This is a genomic window from Streptomyces sp. NPDC015125 (assembly GCF_043080045.1).
Taxonomy (GTDB): Bacteria; Actinomycetota; Actinomycetes; order Streptomycetales; family Streptomycetaceae; genus Streptomyces.
Genome location: NZ_JBIBVF010000002.1, coordinates 129724 through 146924 on the forward strand (window position 1 = coordinate 129724; position 17201 = coordinate 146924).

Here is a 17201-nt window from a genome sequence, read left to right on the forward strand (position 1 = left end):
GGGGTGCTTCGTGGCAGTGAGGGTCGCACGCCCGGTGGCCCGGCGATGCGTCATCCGTACCGATTACCGCAATTCCGTCATGGTACGGCCCGCTTTGAGGCAGATGCCGGATGGGCCGTCAGAGGGCGGGGATGTTGTCCATATACGCTGCGGCGGCGTCGGGCTTTCCTGCCGACGCCTCCAGAGCGCACTCGGCCCAGATGACCTTTCCGTCGGCCGTGTAACGGGTGCCCCAGGCCTGGGCGAGCTGTGCGACGAGGAACAGCCCCCGGCCGCCCTCGTCGGTGGCGGCCGCATGGCGCAGATGCGGGGCGGTGCTGCCGGCGTCGGAGACCTCGCAGATCAGCGTGCGGTCGTGGAGGAGGCGTACCTGGACGGGGCCGGTGCCGTAGCGAATGGCATTGGTGACCAGCTCGCTGAGCAGGAGTTCGGTGGCGAAGACGACCTCGTGCAGCCCCCATTCGGCGAGTTGCCGGGTCACCGCGGCGCGCACGCCGGAGACGAGCGCCGGGTCGGCTTCCAGATCCCAGGTGGCGATGCGCCCGGGGTCGAGGGCATGGGTACGGGCGACGAGCAGCGCGATGTCGTCGGCGGGGTGCCGGGGTGCCACGGCCCGGACCACCGCCTCACAGGTGTCCTCGGGCGTACGGTCCGGGTGCGCCAGGGCGCGCCGCAGCAGGTCGAGGGCCGTATCGACATCGCGGTGGCGGTCCCCGACGAGTCCGTCGGTGTAGAGGACGAGCCGGCTGCCTTCGGGAAGCGCGAATTCGGCGGTCTCGAAGGGGAGACCGCCCAGGCCCAGCGGCGGGCCGGCCGGCAGGTCAGGGAAGGTGACGGTGCCGTCGGGGTGGACCAGCGCGGGCGGGGGGTGCCCGGACCGGGCCATCACACACTGCTGCGTGGTGGGGTCGTAAATGACGTACAGGCAGGTGGCGCCGATGATGCCGGTGCTGTCGCCCGCGGGGCTCTCGGTGCCCTCGTCCCGGTCGAGGCGTGCTACGAGGTTGTCGAGATGGGTGAGGACTTCGTCCGGGGCGAGGTCGAGTTCGGCGAAGTTACGCGCGGCGGTGCGCAGCCGGCCCATCGTGGCGGCGGCGTGCAGACCGTGGCCGACGACATCCCCGACGACGAGGGCCACCCGGGTGCCGGAGAGGGGGATGACATCGAACCAGTCGCCGCCGACTCCGGACTCGGCGGGCAGATAGCGGTAGGCGACGTCGACGGCGTTCTGCTCGGGGAAGCTCTGCGGCAGCAGGCTGTGCTGCAGGGCAAGGACCATGGTGTGCTCGCGGGTGAAACGGCGGGCGTTGTCGATGCAGATGGCGGCACGGGTGGCGAGTTCCTGGGCCAGCGAACGGTCGTCGTCCCCGAAGGGGGCGGGGTCCCGCGAGCGGTAGAAGCTTGCCGTGCCCAAGGCGATGCCGCGGGCGAGGAGGGGGACGGCGATCAGCGAGTGGACGTGATGGCCGAGGAGGCGCCGGGCGTGCGCGGGATCCTGGGCGATCCAGCCGGTGGCCGTCCTCAGGTCGGGTTCGAGGACGGGCTGCCGGTCGTCCAGACAACGGAGCTGGGGCGTGGAGGGGTGCAGGTCCACCCGCTCACCGGCAGGGTAGAAGGGGCAGTCATCCCGGATCCCGTGGACCACCGTGCGGTGGAGGCCGGTGCGGGGATCGGTCGGCTCCTCGCCGCGCAGCACCGCCTCGGGAAGGTCGATGGTGACGTAGTCGGCCAGGCGCGGGACAGCCATCTCGGCGAGTTCCCGGGCGGTACGACTCACGTCCAGCGTGGTGCCGATGCGGGTGCTGGCCTCGGACAGCAGCTCCAGGCGGCGCCGGGCCGCCACGGCGTACTTCCCCACTCCCGGCTCACCGATCAGCACCAGTCCACCGGCCGCGCTGCCGGAGGGACGTTCGGCGGGGCGTTCGGAGAGACGCTCGGCGGGACGTCCGGCGGGGCGTCCGGCGGGACGTTCGGCGCTTCCGAGCGCGTCCGGTGGGCGCTCCGGGGCCGCCGCCCGGTCCGGTCCGGTGCCGGGAAGGTACCCGGACAGCGGAACGGCGGGGGCGAGCACTTGCTCGGTCGGCGGGCCGGGGGCGGCGCCGGCCGCGCTGAGGACGGCGAGGTGCTGATGCGGTGTGGGGAGGACCGCCTCGATGACGACGCCCTCCACGCCGGACGGGCTGGTCACCGGCCGGCTCAGCAAGGTGATCCGCCGGCCGCCGGGCAGCGGGACCTCGACGGCGGCTCGCTGCGCCGACGAGATCAGATCGGTGGCCCGCTCCTTGAGGATCATCTGGTCACGCCAGTCCAGCCCGCTCTCGGCCAGCCCGCTCTCGGCCGGCCCGCTCTCGGCCGGCCTGCTCTCGGCCGGCCCGACCGGCTGCCCGTTGCCCGTCGTCTCACCGGTCGGTGCGCGGCTCCTGGCGTCGAGGTAGGCCTGCAGCAAGGCGCGCTCCCGCGTCGAACTCTGTTCCAGCAGCCGCCGTTCGATGGCCCCGGCTGCCCTGCTGATCACCTCGTTCAGCGCCACAGCTGCATCGGTGGGCGGAAAGCCGAGGCACAGGATGCCTTCGATGCGTCCACTGAGCGGGTCCCGGACGGGAATGGCCGCACAAGCATTGGACTGGGAGCGTTCGGCGAAGTGCTCGGCGCCGTAGACGTTGATCAGCTGCCGTTCCGCGAGGGCCAGACCGATGCCATTGGTCCCCGCGAACTCCTCGGCGAACACAAAACCCGGGACGCTCTGGATCGCGGCCAGCTGTCCGACCAGCGAGGCGTCGCCGAAACGCCGCTGCAGTACGGCCCCGCGGCCGTCGGCGAGGGACACGTTCATGTTTCTGCCCGCGAACCTGGACTGCAGGCGGTCCAGTACGGGGATGGCGGCGCGGACGAGCCGGCCGTCCAGATCGAGATCCTGACGGAAGGGAAGCTCGCATGCTTCCGGCGACAGCCCCAGGGACCGGGAACGCTGCCACGAATTCAGGATCGGGCTTCGCACGGTCCCCTCGACCGCCCCACCGCGAAGAAACTGCTCACGGGCGCGCGCGGGGCCGATGTCCGCTCCCACGAGCCCCATCCCGACCACTTCCCACATCGGTATGTGCCGCTCTGGCCGCCCGTACACCGGCGGCCGCACCATTCGGTCCATTGTAGATCTTTGTGTGGAGAGCGGTACTGATCGTGGAGATCGGTACCGCTGGCGGGCAGCGGCGCTGATCGGGGAGAGGGGAAGCCGAGCCAGGCAGCTCCCGGCCGTCACACACGGTCACGGCCGGGAACGCCGTCACAGGACGGCGACCGGGTTGACGGGCGAGCCCGTGCCGCCGGGGATGTCCAGCGGGGCCACCACGAGGAGGAACGCATAACGGCCCGCCCCCGCGGCGGCGACCGAGAGCGCTTCGAGGTCGAGATTGTCCAGGAGCGGCACTCCCATCGCGGCGAGGGCGAGCGCATGGACCGGGGAATGCAGGCCGTCGACCGGCGAGGGCCGTACATCGCTGTCGCCGTCGCCGCCGAGCAGAGCGATACCCCGCTCGGCCAGCAGGGGCACGGCGTCCACATGGAAGCCCGCGCTTGCCGTGCCGGGGTCCCAGGCGCCCAGTTCGCGGCGCCGGCGGATGCTGCCGGACCGCAGCAGCACCGCGTCGCCCTCGCCGATCGTCACGTCCAGCGCCTGCTCAGCGGACATGATGTCCGCGGCGTGCACCGCCCGCCCGGGTTCCAGCCATGCGCACCCCAGCACGGTGGGCAGGTCGAGCAGCACACCCTTGGTCACGAGGGGACCCAGCGCCGATACGGCACCGAAGCGGGCCCCGCCGGCATCGACCCACTCGTGCGCGGTGCGGCCGTCGTAGAGCTGCCCCCGGTAGGCGACGTGGGACAGCGCGTCCAGATGGCTGACGGCCTTGCCGTGGTAGTCGACGGCGAGGAAGTCCTTGTGTGTGGAGGGTTCCGGGGGCTCGATGTCGCCGAGGTCGGACATGTAGTGCAGGGCGGGTCTGCTGTTGTCCGGTCCGGGGGCCGTGTCCCAGGGGCGCCCCAGCGGGACGGTGGTTCCGGACCGGACCAGGGCGGTGGCCCGCCGTACGTGGTCCGGGGTCACCCGGTTCCAGGCGCCACGGTCGGCGCGGGTCCAGCGGCCCCAGGTGCGCACCGTCTCGAACAGTGCGTCGAACTCCTGGCGGGAGACGGCGGGCCCGTTGCCCGTACCGGCCGGCGGGGGAGCCGGCGACTCGCTGGGGATGCCGGTCATCTGCGCAGCGCTCCATGGGGGACGGGACACCCTGCTTCCAGGCGTCGTCACCGTGTCAGGTCGGCTGAAGTATGGCTCAGCGTCGTCCCGTATGTGACGACGCCACCAGGGGTGTCGTCAAACCGGCGGCCCTGCGCAGGCGGTGGGCGAGCCGGTGCAGCCGTGCGTCGCCCGTTCCCGGTCAAGCGACCGTCACCGTGGGGGAGTACATGTCCCACCACAGGGCCAGATCCAGCGTCCGTTCGAGGCCGCTCCGGGAGGCCTGGGTGATCTGCGGTGCATCGTGGTGCGCCGCACGCTTCAGCCAGGTGCGGTCGACGAGTTCGAAGACGGGGTGCGAGGGGCGCGACAGCAGGTCCTTGGCGTGCTGCTGGAGCGCGACCGCGTACTGCGGGTCCTGGGTGGAGGGATAGGGGCTCTTCACCCTGTCGTACACCGACTGCGGCAGCAGATCCGCCGTGGCCTCGCGCAGCAGGCTCTTCTCCCGTCCGTCGAAGGACTTCAGCGACCACGGTGTGTTGTAGACGTACTCGACCAGCCGGTGGTCGCAGAACGGCACCCGCACCTCCAGGCCGACCGCCATGCTCGCGCGGTCCTTGCGGTCGAGCAGGATCCGTACGAAGCGCGTCAGGTGCAGATAGCAGATCGTGCGCATCCGGAACTCGAAGTCGCTCTCCCCGTCGAGGCGTTCCACGCCCTTGACGGCGGAGCGGTAGCCGTCCTGGATGTAAAACCCGAGGTCGAGGGCGTCGGTGACGGCGGGGGTGAGGATGTTGCCGTCGTCGCCGAAGCGCTCGGCGATGCGGACGAGCCAGGGGAAGGTGCGGGCCTTGCGCGCCTCTTCGTCGAAGAACTGCTGGTAGCCGCCGAAGACCTCGTCGGCCGACTCGCCGGAGAGGGCGACCGTCGAATGCTGCCGGATCGCCTTGAACAGCAGGTAGAGCGAAGCGTCCATATCGCCGAAGCCCATCGGGAGGTCCCGCGCGCCGATGACCTTGGCGCGGACATCGAGGTCGGCCAGGTGGGCCGAGTCCAGCACGATGTCCTGGTGGTCGGTGCCGGCGAGACGGGCCACGTCGTGCACATAGGGCGTGTCGGGGGTGGCGCGCAGCTCGTCGGCCACGAAGTTCTCGGTCCGGCCGGCGAAGTCGACGGCGAAGCTCCGTACCCTCCCGCCCACCTCGCCCAGCTGACGGGCCGCCAGGGCGGTCATCGCCGAGGAGTCCAGGCCGCCCGACAGCAGGGTGCAGCGCGGCACATCGGCGACGAGCTGGCGCCGGACGATGTCGTCGAGCAGTTCACGGACGCGAGCGATCGAGGTGTCCGGGTCGTCCTGGTGGGCCCGGGTCCGCAGCGACCAGTAGGTGTGCCGGTGCAGCCCGTTGCGGTCCACGGTGACCACCGTGCCGGGTTCCACCTCGTGCATGCCCTCCCAGATGGCGTGGCCGGGCGTCTTGACGAAGGCGAAGAGCTCGCGGAGGCCGTCCAGGCCGACCTTCCGCACGGCGAGCGGATGGGCGAGGATCGCCTTGGGTTCGGAGCCGAACAGCACGCCGTCAGGGGTGGGGTAGTAGTACAGCGGCTTGATGCCCATCCGGTCGCGGATCATGAGGAGCCGCCGGCGCTGCTCGTCCCAGACCGCGAAGGCGAACATCCCGTTGAGCCGTTCGGCGACCGCCTCGCCCCATTCGAGGTACCCGCGCAGGACGACCTCGGTGTCGGAGCCGGTCGTGAAACGGTGGCCCCGGGAGACGAGTTCGTCGCGCAGTTCGCCGAAGTTGTAGGTCTCGCCGGAGTACACGAGGGCGACCGGACTCCCGTCCGCCCGGTCGGCGGCCATCGGCTGACGTCCACCGGGCAGATCGATGATGGCGAGGCGGCGGTGCCCGAGAGCGACGGGCCCCTGCACCCATGTGCCACGGTCGTCCGGCCCGCGGCAGGACATCGTCTCGGTCATCGCGTCCACGGTTTCCCGCTCGGAGCGCAGATCACGGTCGAAGGAAACCCAGCCGGTGATGCCACACATGCCATGTCCTCCCGATCCGACCCGAAAGCCGCCGGACGGCACGCACGGGCGGGCACACCGATGCCCGGTTGCCCGGCAGCCGTCCCCACGGCGAGTCAGTTGTATCGAGCACCTATGTGACGAGCGTGTTCCTCGGCCGCCGTTCCGTCAATCTGGCCGTCACCCGCCGGGACCGCACGCCGGCCGCGGTTCGCCGCCCGGGAAACCGGCTCTGCAGGGTGGGTGAGCTGCCGCTCTGCGGTGCTTGCCGGGCCGGGCGGGCGGGCCGGTGGAAAGCTGCGCCATACGGGAGCGAGGGAAAGGCTTTACCCGGCACCCGGCACCCGGCATCCGGCATCGGCCCGGCACCCGGCACCCGGCACCCGGCATCGGCCCGGCACCCGGCGCCGGGCGCCCGGGCACAGGTCCCGGGCGCGCAAGCGGTGCGCGGGCGGCAAGCAGTCTGCGGGCCCGCAGGAGCTCGCACGGCGGCGCTACGAGCCGGCGGTGAAGGGCCGTGTACGGGCAATGAGCAGGGCGACGTCGTCCGGGTCGTCGGGACGCCGGAGATCGCGAAGGAGCCGGTCGCAGGTCTCTTCCAGCGAGCGGTCGGGTGCGTCGAGCAGGTGGAGCAGGGTGTCGAGGCGTTCGTCGATGGGGTGATGGCGGGTCTCGACCAACCCATCGGTGTACAGGATCAGCTGGTCGCCGGGGCCGAGCCGGAAGGTGGTGGTTTCGAAGGGGACACCGCCGACTCCGAGCGGGGTGCCGGTGGGCAGGTCGAGGAGTTCGGGGCGCTTGCCGCTGCGGACGAGGACGGGCGGCAGGTGGCCGGCGGTGGCGATGTGGCATTCGGCGCGATGCGGATCGTGGACGGCGTAGACGCAGGTGGCGATGTAGTGCTCCAGCCCCGAGGTGATCTTGTCCAGGTGCTGGAGGACCTGGGCGGGGTCGAGGTCGAGGTCGGCGAAGGCGCTGGTGGCGGTGCGCAGACGGCCCATGGTGGCGGCGGCGTCGATACCGCTGCCCATGACGTCGCCCACGACGAGTGCGGTCTTGTCCCCTTCGAGCGGGAGGACGTCGTACCAGTCGCCGCCGATCTCATAGGTGGCCTGCGCGGGCCGGTACCGGGAGGCGATCTGCAGACCGGGAAGGTGGGGCGGATGGTCGGGGAGCAGGCTGCGCTGCAGGGTCTCGGCGGCGTTGCGCACGCTCTGGTGCGACCGTGCGTTGTCGATGCAGACGGCGGCGCGGGAGGCCAGTTCGGCGGCGAGGGCGAGGTCGTCCTCGTCGAAGGGCAGCGGATTGCGGGCGCGGGTGAGCCCCAGGCAGCCGAGGATCTGGCCCCGGGCGGTGAGCGGGGCCAGCAGGTAGGAGTGCACCCCGGCGCGGGCCAGCAACGTGGCGGCGTGGCCGTCGCGGGCGATGCGCGCCAGGTCGTCGTCAGTTGCGTGGGAGACCAGGATCGGGCGGCCGGTGCGTACGCATTGGGTGGCCAGGCGGTCGGCATCGTAGGCGGCGGTCTGGCCGGGAGGGTCGGCGGCCTGGAGGGCTTCGTTGGGATAGGCGCCCTTCACGGCGAGGGCGCGGAAGACCGCGGGGCCCTCGTCACGGGCCGGGCGGTGCTCGCCCAGGATGGAGTCGAGCACATCGACGGTGACCACGTCGGCGAGTTCGGGAACGGTGACCTCGGCCAGCTCCCGCGCGGTCTGTTCCACCTCCAAGGTGGTGCCGATACGGGCCGAGCCGTCCGCGATCAGGGCCAGGCGCCGCCGGGCCTCGCTGGCCTCCATGGCGGACCGGTACCGGTCGGTGACGTCCACCACCAGGTCGGCCACCCCGAGAACCCGCCCTTGGGGGTCCTCCAGCCGGTACAACGAGATGGACCAGGCGCGCTGGTGGTCCGGGTCGGAGGGGCTGCGGCCCACGACGGTGGCCTGGTCGACCATGGGGACGCCCGTTTCGAGCACCTGCCGCATCGCGGTCTCGGGCACCTCGAACTTCGCGGCGGTCATGATCTCGCGGTAGCGCCGACCGAGGTGATCCTTCGCGGGTATGCCGTGCATCCGTTCCAGCGCGGGATTGACGGCCACGTAGCGCAGCTCGGTGTCGAGAATCGCCAGCCCGATGGGGGACTGGGAAATCAGCCGGGTGGACAGTGCGACATCCCGCTCCACCGCGCGGAGCGTCGGTGAGTCGGTGGCGAGTCCGAGGGCGTAGAAATCGCCGTGGTCGTCCATCAGCCGCATATTGCGCAGCTCCACCAGCCGTGCGGCACCATCCTTGCGACGGACGGGGAAGGTACCGCCCCAGCTCCGGCCGGTCTCCATGACCTCGGCGAACTTCTTGATCACCAGATCCCAGTGCTCTTCGTGGATGAGCAGCGGCGCCGCGTACTGCCCGAGTGCTTCCTCGGCGGAGTAGCCGTACAGATCCGCGGCCTGCGGGCTCCACAGGACGATCCGTCCCTCGGCATCCACCAGCACCGCGGCGACCGCGAGGAGGTCCATCAGCCCGCTCGGCTGCGACGACTTGCCCTCCGGTCCACCGGCGCCGCCCGGCCGCGCCTCGTCTGCGCTCACCCCGGCACTCCTTCCGTCTGCCGGACCACGTGGGGTGTGCCCACATTCCGTTCCGTGGCCTGACCTGCCCAGGAGTCTCCGTGGCCTGCCCCTGGCAGGTGAGTGCTGTGGCTTCCATGGTCCTCCCGGATCGTTCGCCCGCATACTCGTCGCCGCCGTGCCCGGGCCGACTCCCCCCACCGGCACACACTGCCGGGCCGGCTGCGCCGGGAAACCCCGGGCACGACCGGGTGGGCCGGGGCCGGGGCCGGGTGGGCCTGTGCGTCCCGAGCGGCTCACCCGGCTCACGTCCCCGGGAAAACCATGAGGAACGCAAGCGGCGACCAAGCTGCCCCGATCCACCCGCATTACCAAAACTTGCCGATCCGGAAACCGAGGATCAAAGTTGAAGCCACACTCATGCGAGATCGGAGCGCACCGTGGTCGTTCTCGGAGTCATTCTGCTCGTCATCGGATTTCTGACCGGCATTTCCATCCTGTGGACCATCGGGATCATTCTTGCCGTGATCGGCGCGATTCTGTGGCTCCTCGGCACCATGGGGCACGCGGTCGCCGGTCGAAAGCACTACTGGTAGTGCCACCGCACTACGGGTAGCGCCACGCGCCCGCCACATGGCGACGATCACCAGCTCCCCGGCGACATCCCGGCGCCCGGGTCCCTCCTGGCCCTGGCCCTGGACTGACGGAATGACGGACTGACGTGCTCCGGTTCTCCGAAGCCCGTCGGTCCGTCTGCCCGCCTGCCCGTCGGTCTGTCAGCCCGTAAGCCCGTCGGTCCGTCAGCCCGTAGGTCCGTCAGCCCGTCAGTCCACGGGGGCCGGAGCGGGAGTCCGCCGGCGGGCGATCACGCCCAGAACGATGTCCACGACCAAAAACGCGGCGAGCGAAATGCCGAGCAGTGGCACCGCCCAGCCCACCACCACAACGACGAGCGCGAGCGGAATCAGCACGGGCAGTGGAACCTGCCGCCAGGCGCCCCGAGAGATCGGCCGTCCGAAGGACAGGGTGCGATCGCGGGTGGGACGACGCTGCCACCACATCCGGTATCCCCAGAGGATCAGGAAGATCAGCGCCAGCGCGAGCGCGGCCAGCGCAAGCTGGTTGGCGATGCCGAAGAGGGTGCCGGTGTGCAGGTCGATGCCGTAGCGGGTGAGCTTGGCCAGGACGGGATAGTCGGCGAAGCGCGAGACGTCGGTGACCTTGCCCGTGCCCGGGTCCACCGCCACCGCGTCCTGCTTCTCGGGCCAGCTGCGCTGGACCTGCTTGACGACATAGGCAGTGCCCTTGCCCGTCGGCAGGTCGATCTCGACGGGATTCGACAGCCCCTTCACGCGAGCCGCCCCGAGTACCTTGTCGATGCCCACGTCCGCGGACGCCGATCCACTCGACGCGCCGCCCTTCTTCCCGTCCATCCCCGGCATGTCGGGCATCCCCGCCATCCCGCCGGAGCCGCCGTGGTGGGCGTGCTCCTGCGCCACCGCCGTCGAGACGGTCGGCGTCGCCTGCCCCAGGGCCTGACGCAGCTCGTCGATGTTCCCTCCGGCGTACGTGGACCAGGTCAGGCCGGTTGCGGACAGAAAGAACAGGCCGACCGCCGCCCACCCGCCCACCGCGCCGTGCCATGACAGCGTCCGGCGCCGTCCGGTGGCGGTGCGATCCGGCAGAGTGAGAGCCCGCAGCTTGCGGTTCCTGCGCTTCCGGCCGATCCACAGCGCGAGCCCGCCGCCGGCGACCACCCACAGCCAGCTGGCGGCCAGTTCGCTGTAGAGGCGGCCGTTCTCGCCCAGATGCAGGTGGCGATGGAGATCATCGAGCCAGGTGCGCAGCGGCAGCGCACCCGTGGCACCGTACGTCGGCAGCGCTCCCCGGATGCTGCCGGTGTGCGGATCGACGAAGACGGCGAGCTGGTGCTCGGCGGACACCCCTGGCACGTCGGCGAGCAGGACGCGCGTGGTGTCGCCCGGCTCCGGCGCCGGGCGCACGGCAGCGACCTTGCCCTCCGGGTGCGCCGTGCGGGCGGCGGCCACCTGCCGCGACAACGGCATGGTGTGCTCACCGGCCGGGACACTCAACTCGTGCGCATAGACCACCTTCTCCGCCTGGAACGCCCCGGCGTACAGCAGTCCGGTGACCGCGGTGACCAGAAGAAACGGCGCGACGAGCACTCCGGCGTAGAAGTGCAGTCGCAACACCAGTGGGCGAAGAGCGGACCACCCGGTCCGCCGTGCGGCCGCCCGCTGCGCACCGGAGCCGACGGCGACGGCGTCCGGGGCATCGCCGGCACGGCCCGATGCGAGACGTTGTTCAGTGGGCACGCGGGTGCTCCCAGCTCGAAGGTGAGGTGGCCCGGCCCTGTGCCGCGCCGCTCAGGGAGTCGGAGAGCCGGAGGCGCGAGTTCCGGCGACGTGGTGTGAGGTGGCCCACAGGAGCGGCCGTCGCGTCTCCATGGCGCCAGTGCAATTGACACCTCGTCCGCACGCGACGAGCAGCTCGGTCCTTCTGTCTTCCGTACGAAACCCGTGCCGCGGGGGCGCACGGCACGCCCGGCGAGGCGTGCATGCTTGCACGGCCCACCTCCCTGCTCGGAACAAGGCGTCGCCGACAGAAGATGAAGGTGGCGAAGGCCGCCGTGAGCAGCAGGCAAGGTGCGGGGCGCTCCAACGTGCTCAGTGGTCGTCAACCGGCCGAAGCGGCTGCCGCCTTTCCACAGTGCTTCCCACGGGATCAACTATTTTCCCCCAGGAGATGCCCTCTCGGACGTGCCGTCCACCCCTCTGACTTGCGGTTTTTTCGTGCTTGCTGTCCAACTGCCCGAAGTGCAAAACCAAGTCAAGACTTATCTCTGCGGGCCTTCTTTTCTATGTTGGGGGTACCGAACCAGTCCCCTCAGGGGAACGTGACATGAGGAAGAACATCGGCGAGATGGCGACTCGGTGCCTGCGGCATCTGGAAACGTATGACTTCGACGAAGTGCGGGCCATGTGCACGGAAACTGCCACCGTATGGCACAACGACGGCAAGGGAGAGCCAGACGGTCGACGAAAAACTGGAACAGTTCAGGTTTCTTGCCGACATGGTCGGTTCGCTGCGGTTCGACATGACACGCCAATTCCGCGGCGCGAACGAGGTACTTCAGCAGCACGTTCTTCGTCTGACCATGCCAGACGGGTCGCGGAGTGAGGTCCACGCCGCGATGTACTTCCGGTTCGATGGATATCTCATCGACCGGATGGAGGAGTATGCCTATGAGGTGGGGCCGGCATGACGGAAGGCAGGATTCCCGTACCGGGGGGCAAGGTGTGGTACCGGAGAACGGGCAGCGGTGGTGCGCCGTTGCTGGTCGTCCACGGCGGACCGGGTTACCCGAGCGACCTGCTGTTCGACGCCTTCGCGCCACTCGCCCAGGAGCGCGAGGTCGTCTGGTACGACCAGCTCGGCGTAGGGCGTTCGGATCCGGTCGACGATGTCTCGCTGCTGACGGTGGACCGCTTCCTCGACGAACTGGGCGCGGTTTCCGAGGGGCTCGGCCTGGAACGCCCGCACGTTTACGGTCACTCCTGGGGAGCGATGCTCGGCCTTCAGTACGCCGCGGAGCGGGCGCCGGAATGGACCAGCCTGGTCTGTGCCAATGGCTGGCGAGCGTGCCCCGCTTCGAGCAGGAGGTCCGAGACCTGATGGCGAAACTGCCGGGCAACGTACTCGACCGCACCTACGGCCGGGAGCTGAGAGGCGAGACAGGCGACCCCGATTATTGGGTGGCCCAAGAGGAGTACATGCGCGCGTGCGTGCTGCGTACCTCTTCCGTGGCCCTGGACCCGGAACTCATGAGTTTGACAACATTCCGGACAATGATCGGGCATGCGGACTACCACGTGACCGGCACCCTCAAGGACTGGGACATTTTCGACGCACTTGATCGGATCCAGGTCTCAACTCTCGTTCTCGGTGGCGAGTTCGACGAATGCGTTCCCGCGCATCTCGCCGATATCACCGAAAGAATTCCGGATTCCGAGCATGTGACGCAGCCCGGCGCAGCCCATATGGGATATCTGGAGGAGGAGCCCCTTCGCGATGCGTACGTCTCCCTCATTCAGGACTTCCTGGCACGCGTCGAAGCACGCGCGTGTCCGAATGAGGCTACCGAGCGGGCGGCACCGCTGGCCGTTGCCGGTGCTTTGCAGCGGGACGGCACTGCGAAGAATGGCGTCGAGGCGTAAAGAGGGAAAAATAGGAGTACGCGAAATGGTGCGCGGTGGCGCCGGTCATTTCGGTCACCTCATGGGTTTCTTGGGGTTCCTTCCTGTGACATGAGCGCACGCTGCTCGCTCGGAGTCTGCTGTGGGCAGAGTGGCAGAGTGGCGGGGAGGCAGCCCGCACGAGCGGAGAGGCAGCCCCCACTAGCGGTCAGCCGGGAGTCCGGCCGAAGAAGCCGGCGCCGGGCCGGACGACCGGACACCACGCCTGGTGGCAAGACGGGTCGGCTGGTTCCACTCGCTGGTCTCTGCAGATCGCTGGTCTCGGTAGAGATCGGCCAACGCCTCGTCGTCGGCGCGAGGCCGGACGCGATCGTCGAAGCCGTACTGGATCTCCTCGACCTCGTCGAGGGCCTGCTGAGCGAACAGGATCCGGCCTACGCCACCCGTAAGGAGCGACAGGAACCGGGCCGGCGTGGGCGGCCGCCGCCGCACTTACGGCGGCGGCCGCCCAGAGCGCAGGCTCGGGGTGCCCAGGGGCCCGTCCCGGCGCGCACCGGGCGCCGAGGGCCTTGATCGTCACGCCGAGCGAGGCCGGGGCACGGCAGTCGTACTCGCCCTGCAGAAGGGCGGCATTCGAAGCGGCATCCGCCGGTCTGCGCGACGCCGCCGTACCCAGGATTCGGTGGCGTCGACGGGGTCCGACGACGCCGGAGGCACGGTGGCTACTACGCGACCACGCCGGACTTGGCGATCACGATGTCGGCGCGGGTGGCGCCGCTGCGGGAGCCCAGGGACTCGACCTTCCTGACGACGTCCATGCCCTCGACGACCTCGCCGAAGACGACGTGCTTGTTGTCGAGCCAGTCCGTGACGATGGTGGTGATGAAGAACTGCGAGCCGTTGGTGTGAGGGCCGGCGTTGGCCATCGACAGCTGACCGGGCTTGGTGTGCTTGAGCTGGAAGTTCTCGTCCTGGAACTTCTCGCCGTAGATGCTCTTGCCGCCGGTGCCGTTGCCGGCGGTGAAGTCGCCTCCCTGGAGCATGAAGTCGGGGATGACGCGGTGGAAGCCGGATCCCTCGTAGCCGAAGCCGTGCTGACCGGTGGCGAGCTCACGGAAATTCTTCGCGGTCCGGGGAACCACGTCGTCGAACAGGGTGAAGACGATCCGTCCGGCGGGGTCGCCGTCGATGGTGATGTCGAAAAACACGTTGTTGTTCATGACGGCATCCTTACATCCGCCACCGCCAGGGCGAGGCGCGGCCCCCAGCGCCCGTCGCGACGAAGTCCGGGTAAGGACCCGCCCCGCGATAGGCACGGTCCCTGCGATAGGCACGGTACCCGCGCTAGGCATCGCCCCCGCCCGGATGCCGGGGGTAATCCGTCCCGGGGCAAGCACACTTCCGGACCGGGAGAGCACGGGTTGGACCGACCCGTGACCGAAGGTGAACCGTCCGGTACGTTATTGCCGCTTTTCCACGCCGCACGGTGGCATACGCAAGACTGCCGAGGTGGATTCGGGCATAGCAGCGATCTTGGGAGCTACCGTCGGCGCACTGGGTACGGGAGGTGCCGCAGCCGTCACGGGGCTATGGGGAGCCCGGACCGTCCGGGTTCAACTCGCCGCCCAGGAGGCGCAGCTGAGGCGCGGGCTGCGTGTCGATCATGTGCGGGACCGCCGTGAGCCGCGCCGTGAGGTGTACGCGGATTTCCTCGCACAGGCACGAGCCATCGAGAGGGCGCTCGGAAGGTACCGGGAGTCACACACGACGGACATGGACGCCTTCCACCGGGAAATCGACAAGCTCGATCATCTCGGAGTGCACGTACTCCTGGAGGGGCCGCCGCCCGTGGTCTCCCCTTCGCAGGAGCTCATCAGAACTGCGCACCGATGCATCAGGCCCTTACGGAATTCCATCGGACTGCGAGAGCGATTCGACGCCGGGTCCGGCGAGTGTGTGGACGCCGCCGAATCCGTTGCCGAAGCCGGACTGGTGTTCACTGCCGAAGTCCGAGACTTTGCGGAGGCCGCCCGCCGCGTTCTCGACGACGACTCGGCGGTCGAAACTCCGGCCCCCTGACAAGCGCGGGCTGAAGGGCAAGGGCGGTGCGACGGCCCCGACGGGGGCGAGCGAGCCACGAGGTCCATTCCGTGACAGAGCCACTCCGCCACCGGCCGCGTGACGGAACCAGGCGGCCACCGGCCGTGTGACGGAGCCAGGCGGCCGCCGGCCTTGCGTCCGCGCGAACCGTAGAAGCTACCCACGGACCCGACCTTCATCCGCGCAGCTGGCACGCACGGAAGCGCGTGCGGCGAGATTGCCGGCGGAAGCCCGGATTGTGCCGGTGGCATGAGCCACGGGCAGTCGGTCGTACCGGGCGCTGCGCCCTCTTCGCTCCCCGAGTCCACTACGAATGCGCCGTTCACCACCCACTGCCGACCGGCAGCCCAGCTCTGATTTCGGTCGTCGGTACGGGCGTGCACACTTTCTGCTGAAGGCCGTTGCTGCGGGCTTGGCGTAGCAGGAAATCAGCAAATCCTTCTCTGGGATCGGGCGCGCCGTGCGCCCACGAGGGAAGGATGGCTATGCGACGCATTTTCGCCGGCACCTGCGCTGTACTCGCTGCTCTGGGGATCGGGCTGGCCGGCCCGGCCGTTGCTGCCCCGGTACCGGTGACCGCGCTCAACTGCGATGGCGACACCTACAAGTGCACAGCCAACCTCCGCTTCGGTGACAACAATTGGAAGGCCAGCTGGGGTGCGACCATCTACCACCAGGCAGCCCGCTCCGCCTACCGCGCTCCGGTACCGGTAACGGGCCTCAACTGCGACGGCGACACCGGAAAGTGCACCGCCAACCTGCAGTTCGGTGACGGGAATTGGCGGGCGAGCTGGTCCGCCGACATCTTCCACCAGGCGCTCCGGTCCGCCCCTGGCGCACGGCTTGCCGCTCCGGTGCCGGCGAACAGCCTGACCTGTGACGGCGACACCGGTCGCTGTTCCGTCAACCTCCAGTTCGGCGACGGAAACTGGAAGGCCAACTGGACCGCAACCATCTACCACCAGTAATCGATCACCCCTCAGCCGAGGGGGCGAACAACAGGAACAGGAACAGGGGCAGGGAGGGGGAGAGGAAGAGGAAGAGGGGCGGGACGGGAACAGGGACACAGGGCCCGGGGGCGAGTGGAAGGCGTCCCCGGGCTCCACCACTGCCACACGGCGGGGGCGTCCGGTGCGCACGCCGGGCGGCTCGCGAAACGGGCCTGCGGAATACCGGCGCACGCCGGTCGGCGGTCCGGGAGTCACGCTCATTTACCTATTGCCATATTGATTGCCGAACGCGTCATTGCTGACACGTACGCGCCTTCTTTCAAACGGCCGGGAACCCTACCGTCGCATGCACCCAACATTCGACGAAGGCAACTTCCGCTCCCAAAAGACCCGTTCGCGAATGGGCTCGTGAGGGAGAGGGGCGGGGGCTGCCCAGGGAGAAGCCATGTCCGCAGTCGTACAGCAGCAAGAAAATCCGCAGTCCCCGGGCTCCTGGCCCGGCGGGGACGGGGGTAACTGGCCCAGATATCCGAGGCTCTACGAGGCCATTCCGGACTCGGGACCGACTTCCGGAGGAAATACCGTCCTGCTCACCGGGGCGGGCCTCCAGGGCACGAGCCAGGTCACCTTCGGTGGCATCCCCGCCACCATCGTCGCCCAGGACCCTTCCGGCGGCTCGGTCACCGTCATCGCGCCCCCGCACACAGCGGGCACCATCCAGATCATCGCCACCACACCTAGAGGCAACACCAACTCGGTGAGCTACACGTACACCGTCGCTCTGCCCAGCGGCCCGACGGTCACGGCTCTCGTGCCCAACAGCGGGTCCACCGCGGGCGGCACCGCGTTCGCCCTCATCGGCACCAATCTCACCGGCGCAACGGTCACCTTCAACGGCGTGCCGGCCACCGGAGTGTCCATCAACGCCATGGGAACGGTGCTCACCGGCGTCACGCCGCCCGGCCCCGCCGGCAACGTCCCGGTCGTCGTCACCACCCCGGCCGGGAGCACCACGGTCGCCGGTGGGTACACCTACACGGCACCTCCGCCCGTGGTCACCTTGCTGTCGCCGTCGTCGGGCAGTGTTGTGGGTGGTACGGCGTTTGTGATCACGGG

At 69.6% G+C, this 17201-nt stretch carries 13 protein-coding genes; 7 read left to right on the forward strand and 6 right to left on the reverse strand.

Annotation, left to right across the window (positions count from 1 at the left end):
* Positions 1 to 118 precede the first annotated feature (118 nt).
* The 4 genes from ACF088_RS05585 to ACF088_RS05600 form a co-directional block, all read right to left on the reverse strand.
* Positions 119 to 3076 (reverse strand): SpoIIE family protein phosphatase, encoded by a 2958-nt coding sequence (locus tag ACF088_RS05585; RefSeq protein ID WP_392374958.1) that lies wholly within the window; start codon positions 3074 to 3076, stop codon positions 119 to 121.
* A 207-nt stretch (positions 3077 to 3283) separates the two neighbouring features.
* Positions 3284 to 4252 (reverse strand): cyclase family protein, encoded by a 969-nt coding sequence (locus tag ACF088_RS05590; RefSeq protein WP_392374113.1) that lies wholly within the window; start codon positions 4250 to 4252, stop codon positions 3284 to 3286.
* A gap of 181 nt (positions 4253 to 4433) precedes the next feature.
* The gene (gene asnB / locus ACF088_RS05595; RefSeq protein WP_392374114.1) at positions 4434 to 6278 is read right to left on the reverse strand and encodes an asparagine synthase (glutamine-hydrolyzing); all 1845 of its coding nucleotides are present in this window, start codon (positions 6276 to 6278) and stop codon (positions 4434 to 4436) included.
* A gap of 473 nt (positions 6279 to 6751) precedes the next feature.
* Positions 6752 to 8767, reverse strand: coding sequence for a SpoIIE family protein phosphatase (locus tag ACF088_RS05600; RefSeq protein ID WP_392374959.1), 2016 nt, complete (start codon positions 8765 to 8767; stop codon positions 6752 to 6754).
* Between the two features lie 491 nt (positions 8768 to 9258).
* Between ACF088_RS05600 and ACF088_RS05605 the strand changes: the two genes are divergently transcribed.
* Positions 9259 to 9414 carry a DUF6131 family protein gene (locus ACF088_RS05605; protein WP_086716983.1) on the forward strand — a complete coding sequence of 52 codons (156 nt, stop codon included), beginning with the start codon at positions 9259 to 9261 and terminating at the stop codon, positions 9412 to 9414.
* Positions 9415 to 9642: 228 nt separating this feature from the next.
* On the opposite strand, the gene ACF088_RS05610 is transcribed toward ACF088_RS05605, so the two are convergent.
* Positions 9643 to 11154 (reverse strand): PepSY-associated TM helix domain-containing protein, encoded by a 1512-nt coding sequence (locus ACF088_RS05610; RefSeq protein WP_392374115.1) that lies wholly within the window; start codon positions 11152 to 11154, stop codon positions 9643 to 9645.
* A 641-nt stretch (positions 11155 to 11795) separates the two neighbouring features.
* On the opposite strand from ACF088_RS05610, the gene ACF088_RS05615 reads away from it, so the two are divergent.
* From ACF088_RS05615 to ACF088_RS05625, 3 genes are read left to right on the forward strand one after another with little or no spacing between them, the layout of a single operon-like run.
* Complete coding sequence (locus ACF088_RS05615; RefSeq protein WP_392374116.1) at positions 11796 to 12104, forward strand: hypothetical protein; 309 nt, start codon at positions 11796 to 11798, stop codon at positions 12102 to 12104.
* On the forward strand, positions 12101 to 12514 hold the full coding sequence (locus ACF088_RS05620) for an alpha/beta fold hydrolase (protein WP_392374117.1): 414 nt from the start codon (positions 12101 to 12103) through the stop codon (positions 12512 to 12514). Before ACF088_RS05615 ends, ACF088_RS05620 begins: the two co-directional genes overlap by 4 nt.
* A complete protein-coding gene (locus tag ACF088_RS05625) occupies positions 12514 to 13056 on the forward strand; it encodes a hypothetical protein (protein WP_392374118.1) in 543 nt (180 codons plus the stop codon). Before ACF088_RS05620 ends, ACF088_RS05625 begins: the two co-directional genes overlap by 1 nt.
* A gap of 704 nt (positions 13057 to 13760) precedes the next feature.
* Here ACF088_RS05625 and ACF088_RS05630 read toward each other — a convergent pair.
* Positions 13761 to 14255, reverse strand: coding sequence for a peptidylprolyl isomerase (locus ACF088_RS05630; protein ID WP_392374119.1), 495 nt, complete (start codon positions 14253 to 14255; stop codon positions 13761 to 13763).
* A 289-nt stretch (positions 14256 to 14544) separates the two neighbouring features.
* Here ACF088_RS05630 and ACF088_RS05635 point away from each other — a divergent pair, with 289 nt between their 5' ends.
* From ACF088_RS05635 to ACF088_RS05645, 3 genes are all read left to right on the forward strand, one after another.
* Positions 14545 to 15114 carry a hypothetical protein gene (locus ACF088_RS05635; protein ID WP_392374120.1) on the forward strand — a complete coding sequence of 190 codons (570 nt, stop codon included), beginning with the start codon at positions 14545 to 14547 and terminating at the stop codon, positions 15112 to 15114.
* A gap of 506 nt (positions 15115 to 15620) precedes the next feature.
* Positions 15621 to 16103 carry a hypothetical protein gene (locus ACF088_RS05640; RefSeq protein WP_392374121.1) on the forward strand — a complete coding sequence of 161 codons (483 nt, stop codon included), beginning with the start codon at positions 15621 to 15623 and terminating at the stop codon, positions 16101 to 16103.
* A 427-nt stretch (positions 16104 to 16530) separates the two neighbouring features.
* Positions 16531 to 17201: IPT/TIG domain-containing protein (locus ACF088_RS05645; RefSeq protein WP_392374122.1), on the forward strand; the 671-nt coding region annotated here is incomplete at its 3' end.

Bases quoted from the DNA above. Each gene is read 5' to 3' on its own strand.
- ACF088_RS05585 (WP_392374958.1), bottom strand. From the start codon at position 3,076: ATGGGGCTCGTGGGAGCGGACATCGGCCCCGCGCGCGCCCGTGAGCAG.
- ACF088_RS05590 (WP_392374113.1), bottom strand. From the start codon at position 4,252: ATGACCGGCATCCCCAGCGAGTCGCCGGCTCCCCCGCCGGCCGGTACG.
- asnB (WP_392374114.1), bottom strand. From the start codon at position 6,278: ATGTGTGGCATCACCGGCTGGGTTTCCTTCGACCGTGATCTGCGCTCC.
- ACF088_RS05600 (WP_392374959.1), bottom strand. From the start codon at position 8,767: ATGGACCTCCTCGCGGTCGCCGCGGTGCTGGTGGATGCCGAGGGACGG.
- ACF088_RS05615 (WP_392374116.1), top strand. From the start codon at position 11,796: ATGACTTCGACGAAGTGCGGGCCATGTGCACGGAAACTGCCACCGTAT.
- ACF088_RS05620 (WP_392374117.1), top strand. From the start codon at position 12,101: ATGACGGAAGGCAGGATTCCCGTACCGGGGGGCAAGGTGTGGTACCGG.
- ACF088_RS05625 (WP_392374118.1), top strand. From the start codon at position 12,514: ATGGCGAAACTGCCGGGCAACGTACTCGACCGCACCTACGGCCGGGAG.
- ACF088_RS05630 (WP_392374119.1), bottom strand. From the start codon at position 14,255: ATGAACAACAACGTGTTTTTCGACATCACCATCGACGGCGACCCCGCC.
- ACF088_RS05640 (WP_392374121.1), top strand. From the start codon at position 15,621: ATGCGACGCATTTTCGCCGGCACCTGCGCTGTACTCGCTGCTCTGGGG.